Origin of the sequence: Mesorhizobium sp. BR-1-1-10 (genome assembly GCF_020165595.1) — a bacterium.
In the GTDB taxonomy this organism is placed as follows: Bacteria; Pseudomonadota; Alphaproteobacteria; order Rhizobiales; family Rhizobiaceae; genus Mesorhizobium; species Mesorhizobium australicum.
The window spans coordinates 508168-521643 of the sequence record NZ_JAIUIL010000004.1 but is presented as its reverse complement, the minus strand read 5'-3'; the positions used below and the strand labels follow the sequence as shown (position 1 = coordinate 521643).

17 protein-coding genes are annotated in these 13476 nt (G+C 63.7%); 11 read left to right on the top strand and 6 right to left on the bottom strand.

Translation table 11 applies throughout. From position 1 onward, the window contains the following. Nucleotides 1-50: 50 nt before the first annotated feature. The 6 genes from efp (at nt 51) to LB555_RS11365 (ending at nt 5191) form a co-directional block, all read left to right on the top strand. Entirely contained in the window at nt 51-617 is a 567-nt protein-coding gene (gene efp, locus LB555_RS11390) for an elongation factor P (protein WP_015315249.1), read from the top strand. A gap of 89 nt (nt 618-706) precedes the next feature. Next, nucleotides 707-1507 (top strand): inositol monophosphatase family protein, encoded by an 801-nt coding sequence (locus tag LB555_RS11385; protein ID WP_015315248.1) that lies wholly within the window; start codon nt 707-709, stop codon nt 1505-1507. A gap of 135 nt (nt 1508-1642) precedes the next feature. After that, complete coding sequence (gene trhA, locus LB555_RS11380; RefSeq protein ID WP_140793040.1) at nt 1643-2329, top strand: PAQR family membrane homeostasis protein TrhA; 687 nt, start codon at nt 1643-1645, stop codon at nt 2327-2329. Between the two features lie 126 nt (nt 2330-2455). Beyond that, nucleotides 2456-3481: a MotA/TolQ/ExbB proton channel family protein gene (locus LB555_RS11375; protein WP_041163650.1), complete on the top strand. Its 1026-nt coding sequence runs from the start codon at nt 2456-2458 to the stop codon at nt 3479-3481. Between the two features lies 1 nt (nt 3482). After that, nucleotides 3483-4514 (top strand): peptidoglycan -binding protein, encoded by a 1032-nt coding sequence (locus tag LB555_RS11370; RefSeq protein ID WP_015315245.1) that lies wholly within the window; start codon nt 3483-3485, stop codon nt 4512-4514. 251 nt (nt 4515-4765) lie between these two features. After that, the gene (locus LB555_RS11365) at nt 4766-5191 is read left to right on the top strand and encodes a hypothetical protein (protein ID WP_015315244.1); all 426 of its coding nucleotides are present in this window, start codon (nt 4766-4768) and stop codon (nt 5189-5191) included. A gap of 101 nt (nt 5192-5292) precedes the next feature. Here the strand turns inward: LB555_RS11365 and LB555_RS11360 are convergent, their stop codons facing one another. After that, nucleotides 5293-5646: a DUF1304 domain-containing protein gene (locus LB555_RS11360; RefSeq protein WP_015315243.1), complete on the bottom strand. Its 354-nt coding sequence runs from the start codon at nt 5644-5646 to the stop codon at nt 5293-5295. Nucleotides 5647-5788: 142 nt separating this feature from the next. Between LB555_RS11360 and LB555_RS11355 the strand changes: the two genes are divergently transcribed. Next, the gene (locus LB555_RS11355) at nt 5789-7273 is read left to right on the top strand and encodes a carboxypeptidase M32 (protein WP_224682898.1); all 1485 of its coding nucleotides are present in this window, start codon (nt 5789-5791) and stop codon (nt 7271-7273) included. Nucleotides 7274-7323: 50 nt separating this feature from the next. Here the strand turns inward: LB555_RS11355 and LB555_RS11350 are convergent, their stop codons facing one another. Further along, nucleotides 7324-9123 carry an ABC transporter transmembrane domain-containing protein gene (locus LB555_RS11350; RefSeq protein WP_015315241.1) on the bottom strand — a complete coding sequence of 600 codons (1800 nt, stop codon included), beginning with the start codon at nt 9121-9123 and terminating at the stop codon, nt 7324-7326. 205 nt (nt 9124-9328) lie between these two features. On the opposite strand from LB555_RS11350, the gene rpmE reads away from it, so the two are divergent. Then, nucleotides 9329-9550: a 50S ribosomal protein L31 gene (gene rpmE / locus LB555_RS11345; RefSeq protein ID WP_010912060.1), complete on the top strand. Its 222-nt coding sequence runs from the start codon at nt 9329-9331 to the stop codon at nt 9548-9550. A gap of 81 nt (nt 9551-9631) precedes the next feature. Here the strand turns inward: rpmE and LB555_RS11340 are convergent, their stop codons facing one another. Further along, nucleotides 9632-10261, bottom strand: a complete 630-nt coding sequence (locus LB555_RS11340; protein WP_140616624.1) for a TetR/AcrR family transcriptional regulator — start codon at nt 10259-10261, stop codon at nt 9632-9634. A gap of 144 nt (nt 10262-10405) precedes the next feature. On the opposite strand from LB555_RS11340, the gene LB555_RS11335 reads away from it, so the two are divergent. Next, nucleotides 10406-10882: a DUF1772 domain-containing protein gene (locus tag LB555_RS11335; protein ID WP_015315239.1), complete on the top strand. Its 477-nt coding sequence runs from the start codon at nt 10406-10408 to the stop codon at nt 10880-10882. 31 nt (nt 10883-10913) lie between these two features. On the opposite strand, the gene LB555_RS11330 is transcribed toward LB555_RS11335, so the two are convergent. From LB555_RS11330 to LB555_RS11320, 3 genes are all read right to left on the bottom strand, one after another. Then, the gene (locus LB555_RS11330) at nt 10914-11234 is read right to left on the bottom strand and encodes a SelT/SelW/SelH family protein (RefSeq protein ID WP_015315238.1); all 321 of its coding nucleotides are present in this window, start codon (nt 11232-11234) and stop codon (nt 10914-10916) included. A 16-nt stretch (nt 11235-11250) separates the two neighbouring features. After that, nucleotides 11251-12000 (bottom strand): YebC/PmpR family DNA-binding transcriptional regulator, encoded by a 750-nt coding sequence (locus LB555_RS11325; RefSeq protein ID WP_015315237.1) that lies wholly within the window; start codon nt 11998-12000, stop codon nt 11251-11253. 220 nt (nt 12001-12220) lie between these two features. After that, nucleotides 12221-12544 carry an ArsR/SmtB family transcription factor gene (locus tag LB555_RS11320; protein ID WP_015315236.1) on the bottom strand — a complete coding sequence of 108 codons (324 nt, stop codon included), beginning with the start codon at nt 12542-12544 and terminating at the stop codon, nt 12221-12223. Nucleotides 12545-12595: 51 nt separating this feature from the next. Here LB555_RS11320 and LB555_RS11315 point away from each other — a divergent pair, with 51 nt between their 5' ends. After that, a complete protein-coding gene (locus LB555_RS11315; RefSeq protein WP_224682897.1) occupies nt 12596-13078 on the top strand; it encodes an SRPBCC domain-containing protein in 483 nt (160 codons plus the stop codon). A gap of 15 nt (nt 13079-13093) precedes the next feature. Continuing rightward, complete coding sequence (locus LB555_RS11310; RefSeq protein ID WP_015315234.1) at nt 13094-13456, top strand: glyoxalase/bleomycin resistance/dioxygenase family protein; 363 nt, start codon at nt 13094-13096, stop codon at nt 13454-13456. Nucleotides 13457-13476 lie beyond the last annotated feature (20 nt).

The window sequence follows — 13476 nt, the reverse complement described above, 5'->3', positions numbered from 1 at the left end:
CATCCCATACCAATGGCCCGGCCGTTGGCAGCATCCCGGATCCCATCATCATGGCCAAGATCAATGGCAACGAAATCCGCCCCGGCTACGTCATCGAACACGATGGCGGCCTCTGGGTGGCGGTCAGGACCAACACCGTCAAGCCCGGCAAGGGCGGCGCCTACAACCAGGTTGAGCTGAAGAACCTCATCAACGGCACCAAGCTCAACGAGCGCTTCCGCTCGGCCGAGACGGTCGAGCAGATCCGGCTGGACCTGAAGGACTTCTCCTTCCTCTATGAGCAGGACGACGCGCTGGTGTTCATGGACACCCAAAGCTACGAGCAGCTCGAACTGAACAAGGATTTCGTCGGCGACCGTGCCGCGTTCCTGCAGGACGGCATGATGGTGACGGTTCAGCTCTACGAGGAGCGGCCGATCGGCATTTCGCTGCCCGATTACGTGACGCTGACCATCACCGAGGCGGATCCCGTGGTGAGGGGCCAGACGGCGGCATCCTCCTACAAGCCGGCGGTGCTGGAAAATGGCATTCGCGTGCTGGTGCCACCCTTCATCGGTGCCGGCGAACGCATCATCGTCGACACCAACGAAATCACTTACGTGCGCCGCGCCGACTGATGCATGCATGTCGCCCGGAAGCGGCCCCGGTTTGGGTCGCCGGCATGCATCGAGACAGAATTTAAAGCGCCGCACCAGGAAGAAGCACTATGGCACGCTCAGCCCTCCTCAACGTCATGGTCCAGGCCGCAATGAAGGCCGGCCGCTCGCTGTCGCGCGACTTCGGCGAGGTCCAGAACCTGCAAGTCTCGATGAAGGGCCCCGGCGACTATGTCAGCCAGGCCGACCGCAAGGCCGAGGACATCGTTTTCGCCGAACTGTCGAAGGCACGTCCTGGCTACGGCTTCCTGATGGAAGAGCGCGGCGCCGTCGCCGGCGATGACAGCCAGCACCGCTGGATCGTCGACCCGCTCGACGGCACCACCAATTTCCTGCACGGCATCCCGCTTTTCGCCGTCTCGATCGCACTGGAGCGCCAGGGCCAGATCGTGGCGGGGGTCGTCTACAATCCCGCCATGGACGAGCTCTACACCACCGAGCGCGGCGGCGGCGCCTTCATGAATGATCGGCGCCTGCGCGTTGCCGGCCGCACCAAGCTTGTCGACACGGTGATCGGCTGCGGCGTGCCGCATCTCGGCCGCGGCCATCACGGCAATTTCCTGGTCGAACTGCGCAACGTCATGGCCGAGGTCTCCGGCGTCCGCCGCATGGGCTCCGCCTCGCTCGATCTTGCCTATGTCGCCGCCGGCCGCATGGACGGCTTCTGGGAAGTGGGCCTGTCGGCCTGGGACATGGCCGCCGGCCTGCTCTTGATCCGCGAAGCGGGCGGCTTCGCCTCCGACATGGATGGCGGACAGGACATGCTGGACACCGGCACGGTCGTCGCCGGCAACGAGATCATCCAGCGCGCATTGCTGAAGACGGTGAAAAAGCCGCTCCCGCCGCGCTGAAGCAATTCCGGAAAAAATGTTCGCGGTTTTGCATCTGGCATTGCGTCAAGGCAAAGCGCGCAGTCGTAAAACCGCAAACAAAGCTTGAAATACTGTCCGTCGGTTGCCCAGATATGGGGTGATGCAGGACGATAGATGACCAACACCCCGCCACAGATCGAGATTCCGTTCATCGGACGCTGGCACTATTCGCGCGCCGAGATGATCGCCGACGGGATCGTCCATGCTATCGGGATCGTGCTGGCGATCGCGGCCGGTTCGGCACTGCTGGCGCTCGCTGCCTTCCGGGTCGGGCCTGGCGAATATATCGCCGCCGCCTTCTATGTCGTGTCGCTGCTCACCGTGCTCTCGGTATCGCTGACCTACAATCTGTGGCCGGTGACCTCGCCCGCGAAATGGATCCTGCGGCGCTTCGATCATGCCGCTATCTATCTCTTGATCGCCGCCACCTACACACCCTTTCTCGCCCAGTTGGGAAACTCTGCGCTGGCGCGCTGGATGATCGTCCTGGTCTGGGCCGCGGCCGCAACGGGCATTGCCATCAAGGTGTTTTTCCCCGGCCGTTTCGACAGGCTGGCGATCGTCTTCTATCTTGCCATCGGCTGGAGCGGCATCGTTCTCGTCAAGCCGCTCGTCGAGACGCTGCCGACCACGTCGATCGTGCTCATCGTCGCCGGGGGCGTCGTCTATTCCTGCGGCGTGATTTTCTTCGCCTGGAAGGCGCTGCGCTTCCACAACGCACTGTGGCACGGCTTCGTGGTCACCGGCGCCGGCCTGCATTTGGCGGCCATGGTCGACTGCCTCGTCATCAACCGCCTCTGATGCGCCGGCTCCAAAGGCCGCCTGTGGCAATATTGCCAAGCACCATTCAATTTGGTCATAATTCCGTTTAGAGTTGCCAACTACGTGATCGGCGGCAGCGGCAGCGGCATCGGAAACGGGGCACGGATGGCTTTTCTCAGATCCTTCGGCATGGGCAGGCGCTCCGACGTGCTGATCTACGACCCGCATAAACTGTCCAGTCCGCAGGTCTTCCTGCTGACCATGGTCATCTTCCTGGCCATCGTCGCTTTCATCGCCGCCATCCTGACCCGCCAGGTCACCACCGCTTTCGTCACCAACCCCGGCCTTAACGGCCTGATCGTCGGCGTGCTCGTCGTCGGTATCCTGCTGGCCTTCACGCAGGTCGGGCGGCTGTTTCGCGAGGTCCGCTGGGTCAACTCTTTCCGAGCCGGCTCCGAAACCACCGAACCGGTGCTGCTGGCGCCGATGAAGGCGATGATCGGCCGTTCCTCGTCCATGGCCTTTTCGACCTCATCGATGCGCACAATGCTCGATTCCATCGCCACCCGCCTCGACGAAAGCCGCGACACCTCGCGCTACCTTGTGGGCCTTTTGGTGTTCCTCGGCCTGCTTGGCACTTTCTGGGGCCTGCTGAATACGATCGGCTCGATCCGCGAGACCATCGAATCGCTCGATCCCGGCACGGGTGACGCCGCCGCGGTGCTCGATTCGCTGAAACAGGGCTTGTCGGCGCCGCTGGCCGGCATGGGCACGGCCTTCTCGTCCTCGCTGTTCGGCCTCTCCGGCTCGCTCGTGCTCGGCTTCCTCGACTTGCAGGCCGGCCGCGCCCAGACACGTTTCTACACCGAGCTCGAGAACTGGCTGTCCTCGGTCACGGATCTGTCGTCCGACATCGTCGTTTCCGACCCGGCCAAGGCCGACTCTTCCGACGAGATCCGCGTCCTGTCGGAGCGGCTGCGCAGCATGCAGGAGAATGGCGGCGGCTCCAACCCGCGCGTCGCCACCGCCATGGCCAATCTCGCCGACGGCATTTCCGGCTTGGTCAAGAACATGCGCTCCGAACAGCAGATCATGCGCGACTGGGTCGAAGCCCAGTCGGACGAACAAAAGGCGATGCGCAACACGCTGGAAAAGATCGCCGACGCGCTGAAGAAGCCCGGGGTGCACTAGCATGGCGCTTGCCAGGGGCCGGCGTACCGATCGCCGCATCGACTATTGGCCGGGCTTCGTCGACGCGCTGTCGACGCTGTTGCTCGCCATCATGTTCCTGCTCACCGTCTTCGTGTTGGCGCAGTTCCTGCTCGGGCGCGAAATCTCCGGCAAGGATACAGCGCTGTCGCGCCTCAATTCGCAGATCAACGAACTGACCCAGCTTCTGGCGCTGGAGCGCTCGACGGCACAGGACAAGGACGATTCGCTGGCCAACCTGCAGGCGTCGCTGTCGGCGGCGGAGGCGGAGAAGAGCCGGCTCGAACAGTTGCTGGCGCAGGGTGCGGGTGCCGGCGACGCCGCCAACCAGCGAGCCGCGGCGCTGGGCGGCGAACTGGACAGCCAGCGCCAGATCAGCCAGCAGGCGCTGAGCCAGGTCGAGATCCTCAACCAGCAGATCGCGGCATTGCGCAAGCAGATCGGCGCGCTCGAGGATGCCCTCAACGTCTCCGAAACGCGCGACCGCGATTCCAACACCAAGATCGCCGATCTCGGCCGTCGCCTGAACGTGGCGCTGGCGCAGCGTGTGCAGGAACTGAACCGCTACCGCTCCGATTTCTTCGGACGTCTGCGCGAAATCCTGGCCGATCGCGAGAACATCCGCATCGTCGGCGACCGCTTCGTGTTCCAGTCGGAGGTTCTGTTCCCGACCGGATCCGAAGTGATCAACGATGCCGGCAAGGTCGAGATGAAGAAGCTCGCCGACGCCATCATCGAACTGCAGAAAGAGATCCCGCCGGAGATCAACTGGGTGCTGCGCGTGGACGGCCACACCGACAACAAGCCGCTGTCCGGCAACGGCCGTTATCGCGACAATTGGGAACTGTCGACGGCGCGCTCGACCTCGGTGGTCAAGTTCCTGATCGAGAATGGCGTGCCGGCTAACCGGCTCGTCGCCGCCGGCTTCGGGGAATTCCAGCCGCTCGATCCCGCCGACACCGAAGAGGCGCGCAACAAGAACCGCCGCATTGAACTGAAGCTCACCGAACGTTGATCCATCATCACGCGAACTCACGCGAAATTGTTCGCCGGCTCAACTCTAGGGCGCAGGCATCCGCCGGCAAGGCCTGAAAAGATTATCTTTTTTTAATTACACTTCGCGCCGAAGCGCTCCTAGCTTGCTGCGCAGGGCCGAGAACCGCCGGCGATGCCTCCCATCGCGACGCGACGGGACTGGACGACCCGAAATGGTCGGAAGGCGAGGCGGCGCGGCCGCTCTCCCTTCCCAGCAGGAGGAAGCACACCATGCGCTCATCAGCATCTCTCAAGACTGCAACGCTTGCCGCAATTCTCATTGCCGTCCCGCTCGCCGGCGCCTATGCCGCGGGCCACCACAAGGGTGCTCTCGACGCGACCGCCCCCACCGACATGGCAGGCCCCCGTGTCGAGGCGCTCGTTCAGCAGGTCCAGGGTGTTCATCAGGGCATCGTCGACGCCAGGCAAGCCAACCACATCACCCCGGCCGTCGCGGAGCGCCTGGAAATGCGCACCGCCCGCATCAGTCAGGTCGCCGAGAGGATAGCCGCGTCGGATCACGGCAGGATCCCGGCCGCGCAATACCATGACCTGCTGCGCCGGCTCGACAATGTGGATCAACGCCTGATGATCGACACCGGCAGCGGTTTCCTGATGGGTGATGGCGCCGACGGCGGAAACTATCCGAACGGCTGAGGCTATTCCGGCCTGGAAACCTCCTCGGGGAAGGGACCCATTGACGCCTTCGGGAACCCAATCCCGCTGGCGTCCTTTTTTTCCTTACCAGCCCATCCTGCCTACCAACCGAGCCAGGCCGCGACCAGGGCGACCACCGCCGGCACGGTTTGGATGTACAGGATCTTGCGGCCGACCGTCGCCGCGCCATAGAGACCGGCAATGGTCACGCACAACAGGAAGAAGACCTCGACCTGGAAACCGGCGGCGCCGAGGTAAAGCCCCCAGATTAGGCCGGCGGCGAGAAAGCCGTTATAGAGACCCTGATTGGCGGCGAGCACTTTGGAGGCGCCGGCGAATTCCGGCGTCAGGCGGAATGTCTTGTGCCCGCGCGGCGTGTCCCAAAGCACCATCTCGAGATAGACGATGTAGACATGGATCAAGGCCACCAGCCCGACCAGGATGTTGCCGATCATTCTGCTCCCCCTTCATCCATCGCCGGCAGCATTTCATGCCCAACCTCGCTTGCGCAAGCTGCATCTGCCGGATGGTATCCGAGGGTTGCCAATGCTTTTGCGTTGGTGTCTTTTCGCCCCGTCCCCAACCACGGAAGCCGCCATGTCCTTTCACAAACTCGACGATCTCGGCCGCAAGCTCGAAGCGCTTGAGCACGCGCTGGCCATCCTCGGCGCCGATGAGGCGACCCACATGGCCGTCGGCGGTGGCGAGAAGCGCGCCAAGGCGATGGCGGCCCTTGCCGGCATGTATCACACCAGGGCGACCGCGCCGGAAATACCGGACTGGATCGCCGCGGCCGAAGGCGAGGAATTGGACGATGAGCAGCGGGCGGCTCTCGCCGAGCTGCGGCGGCAATACACCAACCTGACCTGCCTGCCGGTCGAATTCGTCGAGCGCCAGACGACGGCGCGCATGCGCTGCGAGCAATTGTGGCGCGCCCTGCGCGCCAAGAACGATTGGGCGGGTTTTCAGCCGGCGCTTGAAGGCGTGGTGGCGCTGGTGCGCGACGAGGCCGCCCTGCGCTCCGACGTGCTCGGCCTTGCCCCCTATGACGCGCTGATGGAACAATACGATCCCGGCAATCGCACGGCCGACATCACGCCCGTCTTCGCCGACCTCAAGGCCTTCCTCAAGGGCTTCGTGCCGGAGGCGCTGGCGATCCAGGAAGCGCGGCTGCGCAAGCATCCGCTGAAGCCGCTTTCGGGTACCTATGCCATCGACCGGCAGCGCGAACTCGGCCTTGCCATGATGGCGGCGGTCGGCTTCGACCTGACGCACGGCTCACTGTCGGTATCGCACCATCCGTTCTGCGGCGGCGTGCCCAGCGACGTGCGCATCACCACGCGCTACAAGACCTCGGATTTCCTGTCGGCGCTGATGGGCGTGCTGCACGAGACCGGTCATGCGCTCTACGAACAGAACCTGCCCAAGGCGTGGGCGCACTGGCCGCTCGGCAAGGCCCGCGGCATGGCCGTGCATGAGAGCCAGAGCCTGTTCGTCGAAAAGCAGATCGGGCGCAATCCTGCCTTCTGGCGCTGGGCGCTGCCGGTGGTGGAGAAGCATCTCGGCGAAGCCTGGTCGCTCGACGATATCCTGCCGCATGTGCATCGTGTCGAACGTGGCCTGATCCGCGTCGACGCCGACGAGGTGACCTATCCCTTGCACGTCATCCTTCGCTACGAACTGGAGCAGGAGCTTGTTTCGGGCAGCCTCGAAGTGGCTGATTTGCCCGAAGCCTGGGATGCCAGGATGCGCGACTATCTTGGTCTCTCGACCATCGACAACCCCGCCGACGGGCCGATGCAGGACGTCCATTGGCCGGGTGCCGCCTTCGGTTATTTCCCGTCCTATACGCTGGGCGCGATGATGGCGGCGCAGCAATGGGCCGCGCTGACGCGCGAGCGTCCTTCAGCCGACGAAGACCTTGCAAAGGGGAATTTCGAGGCGATCAACGGTTGGCGCCGCGAGAAAATCTGGTCGCAGGGGTCGCGCTGGTCGACGCCGGACCTGCTTGAGCGCGCCACCGGCGAAAAGCTCAACGCGAAGCATTTCGTCAACCACTTGAGGCAGCGCTACGGCGGCTGAGATGCCGCCTGGGACGACAATTTTCGTTACGCCGAGGCGAACTGAACCTGCTACTCCGCCGCGCCCCTGAAGGCGCTGGCGCCGGTCTCGAACTGCAGCTTGGCGAGCCTGGCATAGATGCCACCCTTGGCGACCAGGCTCTGATGCGTGCCTTCCTCGACGATGCGGCCGCCATCCATGACCAGGATCCTGTTGGCCTTCAGCACCGTCGCCAGCCGGTGGGCGATGACGATGGTGGTGCGCCCCCGCATCAGCCGCTCGAGCGCGGTCTGCACCAGCGTCTCGCTTTCGGCGTCGAGGGCCGAGGTGGCCTCGTCGAGCAGCAGGATCGGCGCGTCGCGCAGGATGGCACGTGCAATCGCCACACGCTGGCGCTGGCCGCCGGACAGCGTCACGCCACGCTCGCCGACCTGGCTGTCATAGCCGTTCTCGAGCCTGAGGATAAACTCGTCGGCCAGTGCGTCCTTGGCCGCGGCCTCGATCTCGGCCTCGCTGGCGCCTGGCCGGCCGAAGCCGATATTGTCGCGCGCGCTCGCCGCGAAGATGGTGACGTCCTGCGGCACGATGGCGATGCGCTGCCTGACCACGACGGGATCGGCCTCGCGCACATCGACGCCGTCGATCAGGATCTTGCCGGTTTCCGGATCGTAGAAGCGCAGGATCAGCGAGAACACCGTGCTCTTGCCGGCACCCGAGGGGCCGACGATGGCGACCGTCTCGCCGGGCATGACTTGAAAACTCAGGCCGTGGACGGCGGCGCGATCGGGCCTCGCCGGATAGGAGAAGGACACATTCTCGAAGACGATCGCGCCCTTGGCAACCGCCGGCAGCGGCTTCGGATCGGCCGGCGCCTGGATTGCCGGCGTCTCGGCCAGAATCTCGGTCAGCCGTTCGGCGGCACCTGCGGCTTGCGCGAGTTCGCCCCAGACTTCCGACAGCGCGCCGAGCGCGCCAGCGGCGAACACCGAATAAAGGAGGAATTGGCCAAGCGTGCCAGGCGATATCGTGCCGTCGAGCACGTCGCGCGAGCCGAACCACAGCACCGCCACGACCGAGGAGAAAATGGTGAAGATGGCAAAGAAGGTGAGGAAGGAGCGCGCGAAGATCGAAGCGCGCGCTGCCTCGAAGGCCGCTTCCACCGCGCCCGAGAATCGTCCGGTGACCAGTCTCTCATTGGTGAAGGCCTGCAGCGTGCGCACCGCGCCGATCTGCTCGCTGGCATAGGCCGTCGCGTCGGCAAGCGTGTCCTGGGCCTGCCTTGACTTGCGCCGCACCGAGCGGCCGAAGGCGACCAGCGGCAGCACGATCACGGGGATCGCCCCGATGACCAGGCCGGAGAGTTTCGGGCTGGTGACGACCATCATGCCCACCGCGCCGAGGCCGAGGATGACATTGCGCAGCGCCACCGAAGCGGTGGCGCCTACCGCCGACTTGACCTGCGTGGTGTCGGCGGCGAGCCGTGACACGATTTCCCCCGACTGGGCGGTGTCGAAGAAGGCAGGCGACAGCGTCGTCACATGGGCAAAGACATCGCGCCTGATGTCGGCGACGACGCGCTCGCCGAGCGTGATGACGAAGTAATAACGGCCGGCCGACGCCGCGGCCAGCACGGCGGCCATCGCCACGAGGGCGCCGAAATATTCGGCGATGAAGGTGGTGCTGGCCGACGAGAAACCGTGGTCGATCATGCGCCGGACGGCCAGCGGCAGTGCCAATGTCGTTGCCGCCGCGATGGCCAGTGAGATAAGGGCGCCGATGACCAGCGTGCGATATCCGGCGATATACGGAAACAGGCGCCTGAGCGGCTTGAGCGAGCGTCGGCGCTCGTCTGCGCTGCTTGATTGCACCATCTCGGTGTTTCCTCTAGCCACTTCAGCCTATGCGCCTCAATATGCGCTTGCCGCGGCCTTGTGATTCAATTCCGGCTGATGTATAGGCACGCCGACCGTTTTAGAAGCCGCGGCTCCTCAATAGCTGCGGCTTCGAGTTTTAAAAAGAGGCGCATCGACGCAGGCTTATGCCCGTCCGCCGCGCCGGCAAGCCAGGAACAGAGCCATGAAGAGCGCAATCCATCCCGACTACCACACCATCAAGGTCGTCATGACCGACGGCACCGAATACACGACCCGTTCGACCTGGGGCAAGGAAGGCGATACGATGAACCTCGATATCGACCCGACCACCCACCCGGCCTGGACCGGCGGCCAGCAGACCCTGCTCGACCGCGGCGGCCGCTTGTCGAAGTTCAAGAAGCGCTTCGAAGGTTTCGGTCTCTAAAGCGAAGAGCTTTTTCGCGGATCAAGAGCCCGCCCTTGTGGCGGGTTTTTTGTTGCTTGGCCGAAGGCTGGGTCTTCGGCCCTATTCGGCCAGCAATTCCCTGAGTGCCATGCGCTTGTAGGCCGCGACCAGCCTGTCGCCCTCCTGCCTGTCGACCGAGATCGCCAGCCGCATGGCCGCCTCGCCCATCTGCCACACCAAGAATGCCGTCGTGTCGAGCGCCACCGGATCGGCATCGGGCCGCAGGCGCTTGAGTACCGCGATCAGAAATTCCGCGTTCGCGCGGCTGTCGGCGAGTTCGAGCTGGCGCAGCGCCTTGTCGGCCTGCGTGCCCGACCAGATGTCGCGCATCACCGGCTCGGCCAGGAACAGCTCGTAGTAAATATCGACCAGCTCCGAGAAAGCCTGCCGCAGGCCTTTGGCGTCGCTGACATCCCTGAGTGCCGCCGAGATACAAGCCTGGCTTTCCGCTGTGTAGCGTTCGGCCAGCGCCCAGACGATCGCCCTCTTGTCCGGAAAGAACTGGTAGAGCGAGCCGATCGACACCCCAGCCCGCTCCGCCACCTCGCCCATGCGCATTGCGTCGCTGCCTTGTTCGGCAATCAGCGCCGAGGCGGCGGCCAGCATGCGCTCGACCCGCTCGCGGCTGCGCTGCTGGCTTGGCGCCCGGCGCGGCGAACCGATCCGCTCATTGGTTTGCGTGCCTTCCATGACCGTCTCCAACAAACGCGCCCGGCAAAATCGCCGGGAACGACTTGACTTACAAAATACGAGGGTTTATCACGTTTTGCAAATGTGAGGTATGCTCACATTTTAGAGAGCAAACCGCCGCAACCGGCGTCTGGAGCAACTGAGATGATCAAGCTTCTTCCAACCCTCACCTTCATTGCCGCGATCGGCGCGGGCGTCGTCGGTGGCGTATTCTTCGCCTTTTCCAACTTCGTCATGGCGGCCCTTGCCCGGCTGCCCGTCCCAGCGGGCATCGCCGCGATGAATTCGATCAATGTCACGGTGATCACCCCGACCTTCATGACAGCGCTGTTTGGCACCGGCCTCATCTGCCTCGTTCTCATTGCCGCCGCTCTCTTGGGCTGGAGCCAGTCCGGCTCGTACTGGTTACTGGCCGGCGCGGTGATCTATCTGGTCGGCAACCCTATCGTGACCATGGTCTTCAACGTGCCGCTCAACGATGCTCTCGCCGCCGTCGACCCGGCCAGCAGCAACGGCGCTGCCGTGTGGGCGAACCATCTGAGCCAATGGGTGATGTGGAACCACGTCCGCACCGTCACCGCCATCGTGGCGATGGCGTGCTTTATCTTCGCATTGCTCTGAAGAGGTCTAACGAGACGCAGAAAAACTCCGCTCAGGCGAGGTCTTTCTGCGTGTCACCCTTGTGGCCTTTGCGGTCGGCGTGACCGAGATCCCGATCCGGATCGATCACGTCGCGGACCAGCTGCTTGAGTTTGGCCGCGTCAGGGAAGCCGCCGTCGCGCTTGCGGTCCCAGACCAGCACATCGTTACAGGAGATGGTGAAGATGCCGCCGGTGCCCGGCACCAGCGTCACCTCGCCGAGATCGGTACCGAAGGTGGACAGCAGCTCCTGCGCCATCCAGCCGGCACGCAACAGCCACTGGCATTGCGTGCAGTAGGTAATGCGGATGGCCGGCAACTGAGCTTTGCTCATATCGGACGACCTTCGCTCACGCCGCGCTGAGCTTCGCCATCGTCTCGTCGTCGACTTCGAAGTTGGCGTACACGCTTTGCACGTCGTCATCATCCTCGAGCGTGGCAACCAGCTTCATCAGCGATTGCGCCCGCTCTTCGTCGACGGGGACATTGTTCTGCGGCTTCCAGATCGCCTTGACCGATTCGGCCTCGCCGAGCGAGGTTTCAAGCGCCTTAGACACCTCGCCGAGAGTCTCGAAGGAGCAATAGATCGTGTGGCCTTCCTCGTCCGATTCGACATCGTCGGCGCCGGCTTCGATCGCCGCATCCATGATCTTGTCCGCGCTGCCGGCCGAGGCCGGATAGTAGATTTCGCCGGCGCGGTCCCACATGAACGACACCGATCCGGTTTCGCCGAGCGCGCCGCCGGCCTTGGTGAAGGCGGCGCGCACATTGGACGCCGAACGGTTGCGGTTGTCGGTCAGCGCCTCGACGATCACGGCGACGCCACCAGGCCCATACCCTTCGTAGCGCACCGCTTCGTAGTTTTCGGCGTCGCCCATCGAGGCCTTGTTGATGGCGCGCTGGATGTTGTCCTTGGGCATCGACACCGCCTTGGCGTTCTGGATCGCCAGGCGCAGACGCGGGTTCATCGATGGGTCCGGCGTTCCGCTCTTGGCGGCGACGGTGATTTCGCGCGCCAGCTTGGAAAACATTTTCGACCGCACCGCGTCCTGACGGCCCTTGCGGTGCATGATGTTCTTGAACTGTGAATGGCCAGCCATGGCACCCCTGTCGTGTTCGGCTAGAGCGTCTTGCCGCGAGATGCGTCATCTCGCCTTTGCAAAAGGCTCGAATTCAATTTCAGAGCGTCCCGATGCGTCCGGGTGAACGTACGGCGCCCTGTGTCGGAATGGCCGGCTTATAGATAAATCGGCTCAATTCGTCCAGCCGCGCCGCGTTGCCGGGGCGCTCGGCATGCGGCGGCCCGGCAAGCAGGCTGTCCTACCCTTCCAGATCGGACTTCAGCCGGTCAATGATGCTGAGCGCATGGCCGGCATACTGGCTGATCCAGCGGTCGTGAATCTGCTTGATCGGCAACGCATTGAGATGGTTCCAGCGCTCGCGTCCGTCGCGGCGCGCGACGATCAGGTCCGCGTCCTCCAGCACCTTGAGATGCAGCATGACCGTGCAGCGGTCGATATCGGGAAAAGCTTCGCACAGCATGCCGGTGGTCTTTGGCTGGTCTTTCAACAGATCCAGCATTTCGCGCCGGCGCGGATGCGCCAGCGCCTTGAAAACATGGTCGTCCTGCGATCGGCTTGACATGTTATGTTTTTATAACATATTGTTGGCTCGTTCAAGCAAGGAGCTGTGGATATGTCTCTTGGATTCAGCGTTTCAGGGCGCATCGGCAAACCGGTCGCCGAAGTCTTCGACGCGGTCGTCAACCCCGAGAAGCTGAGCGGCTATTTCACCACCATCGGCGGTGCCAGCGCGCCATTGGTCGCCGGTTCGGCTGTCGTCTGGTGGGGCAAGGTGCCGGTCGAGGCCGACGAAGTGGTCAAGGACAGCCGCATCGTGCTGCGCTGGGATGCCACCGACGCCGACGGCAACCCCGCCTACAAGACCCGCATCGAGATGAATTTCGAGCCGCTCGACGATGGCGGCACCTTCGTCACCATCGCCGAGAGCGGCTGGCAGGAAGGCGCGGTCGGTCTGAAGAAGTCCTACCTGAATTGCGAGGGCTGGTCGCAGATGCTGGCCTGCATGAAGGCCTATGTCGAATACGGCATCAATCTGCGCGACGGCTATTACCGCAGCGAGATGAAGGGCGAACCCGCCAGCGAAAACAACATTTGAAAACAGAGCCCAGCCATGACCGCGAAGATCACCGGCGGCATCAACATCGCCATGAAGGTGCCATCGCACCAGTACGAAGCGACGATCGCCTTCTACCGCGATGTCGTCGGCCTCAAGCCGTTCACAGCCAAGGCGCCGGCCATCGGCTTCGAGCTCGGCCCCAACAGGCTTTGGATCGACGAGGCGCCGACGATGAGCCAGGCCGAGATCTGGCTGGAGCTTTTCACGCGGGATTTTCCGGGCGCCGCGGATCATCTGGCCAAGGCGGGAATTGTGCGTTGCGATGCCGTCGAGCCCTTGGACGCGGGTTTCCGAGGTGGTTGGATCACCAATCCGGCCGGCATCATCCATATGGTGCGCGAACCCGACGCCTGGTGAGGGCGTATTCGAAAGGAGAT

Excerpts from the sequence above, each read along its gene's own strand:
- LB555_RS11385 (WP_015315248.1), top strand. The coding sequence starts at position 707 with ATGGCACGCTCAGCCCTCCTCAACGTCATGGTCCAGGCCGCAATGAAG.
- LB555_RS11320 (WP_015315236.1), bottom strand. The coding sequence starts at position 12,544 with ATGTCAAGCCGATCGCAGGACGACCATGTTTTCAAGGCGCTGGCGCAT.
- LB555_RS11325 (WP_015315237.1), bottom strand. The coding sequence starts at position 12,000 with ATGGCTGGCCATTCACAGTTCAAGAACATCATGCACCGCAAGGGCCGT.
- LB555_RS11370 (WP_015315245.1), top strand. The coding sequence starts at position 3,483 with ATGGCGCTTGCCAGGGGCCGGCGTACCGATCGCCGCATCGACTATTGG.
- LB555_RS11375 (WP_041163650.1), top strand. The coding sequence starts at position 2,456 with ATGGCTTTTCTCAGATCCTTCGGCATGGGCAGGCGCTCCGACGTGCTG.
- efp (WP_015315249.1), top strand. The coding sequence starts at position 51 with ATGGCCAAGATCAATGGCAACGAAATCCGCCCCGGCTACGTCATCGAA.
- rpmE (WP_010912060.1), top strand. The coding sequence starts at position 9,329 with ATGAAGAGCGCAATCCATCCCGACTACCACACCATCAAGGTCGTCATG.
- LB555_RS11365 (WP_015315244.1), top strand. The coding sequence starts at position 4,766 with ATGCGCTCATCAGCATCTCTCAAGACTGCAACGCTTGCCGCAATTCTC.
- LB555_RS11335 (WP_015315239.1), top strand. The coding sequence starts at position 10,406 with ATGATCAAGCTTCTTCCAACCCTCACCTTCATTGCCGCGATCGGCGCG.
- LB555_RS11310 (WP_015315234.1), top strand. The coding sequence starts at position 13,094 with ATGACCGCGAAGATCACCGGCGGCATCAACATCGCCATGAAGGTGCCA.
- LB555_RS11340 (WP_140616624.1), bottom strand. The coding sequence starts at position 10,261 with ATGGAAGGCACGCAAACCAATGAGCGGATCGGTTCGCCGCGCCGGGCG.
- LB555_RS11355 (WP_224682898.1), top strand. The coding sequence starts at position 5,789 with ATGTCCTTTCACAAACTCGACGATCTCGGCCGCAAGCTCGAAGCGCTT.
- LB555_RS11330 (WP_015315238.1), bottom strand. The coding sequence starts at position 11,234 with ATGAGCAAAGCTCAGTTGCCGGCCATCCGCATTACCTACTGCACGCAA.
- LB555_RS11360 (WP_015315243.1), bottom strand. The coding sequence starts at position 5,646 with ATGATCGGCAACATCCTGGTCGGGCTGGTGGCCTTGATCCATGTCTAC.
- LB555_RS11350 (WP_015315241.1), bottom strand. The coding sequence starts at position 9,123 with ATGGTGCAATCAAGCAGCGCAGACGAGCGCCGACGCTCGCTCAAGCCG.
- trhA (WP_140793040.1), top strand. The coding sequence starts at position 1,643 with ATGACCAACACCCCGCCACAGATCGAGATTCCGTTCATCGGACGCTGG.
- LB555_RS11315 (WP_224682897.1), top strand. The coding sequence starts at position 12,596 with ATGTCTCTTGGATTCAGCGTTTCAGGGCGCATCGGCAAACCGGTCGCC.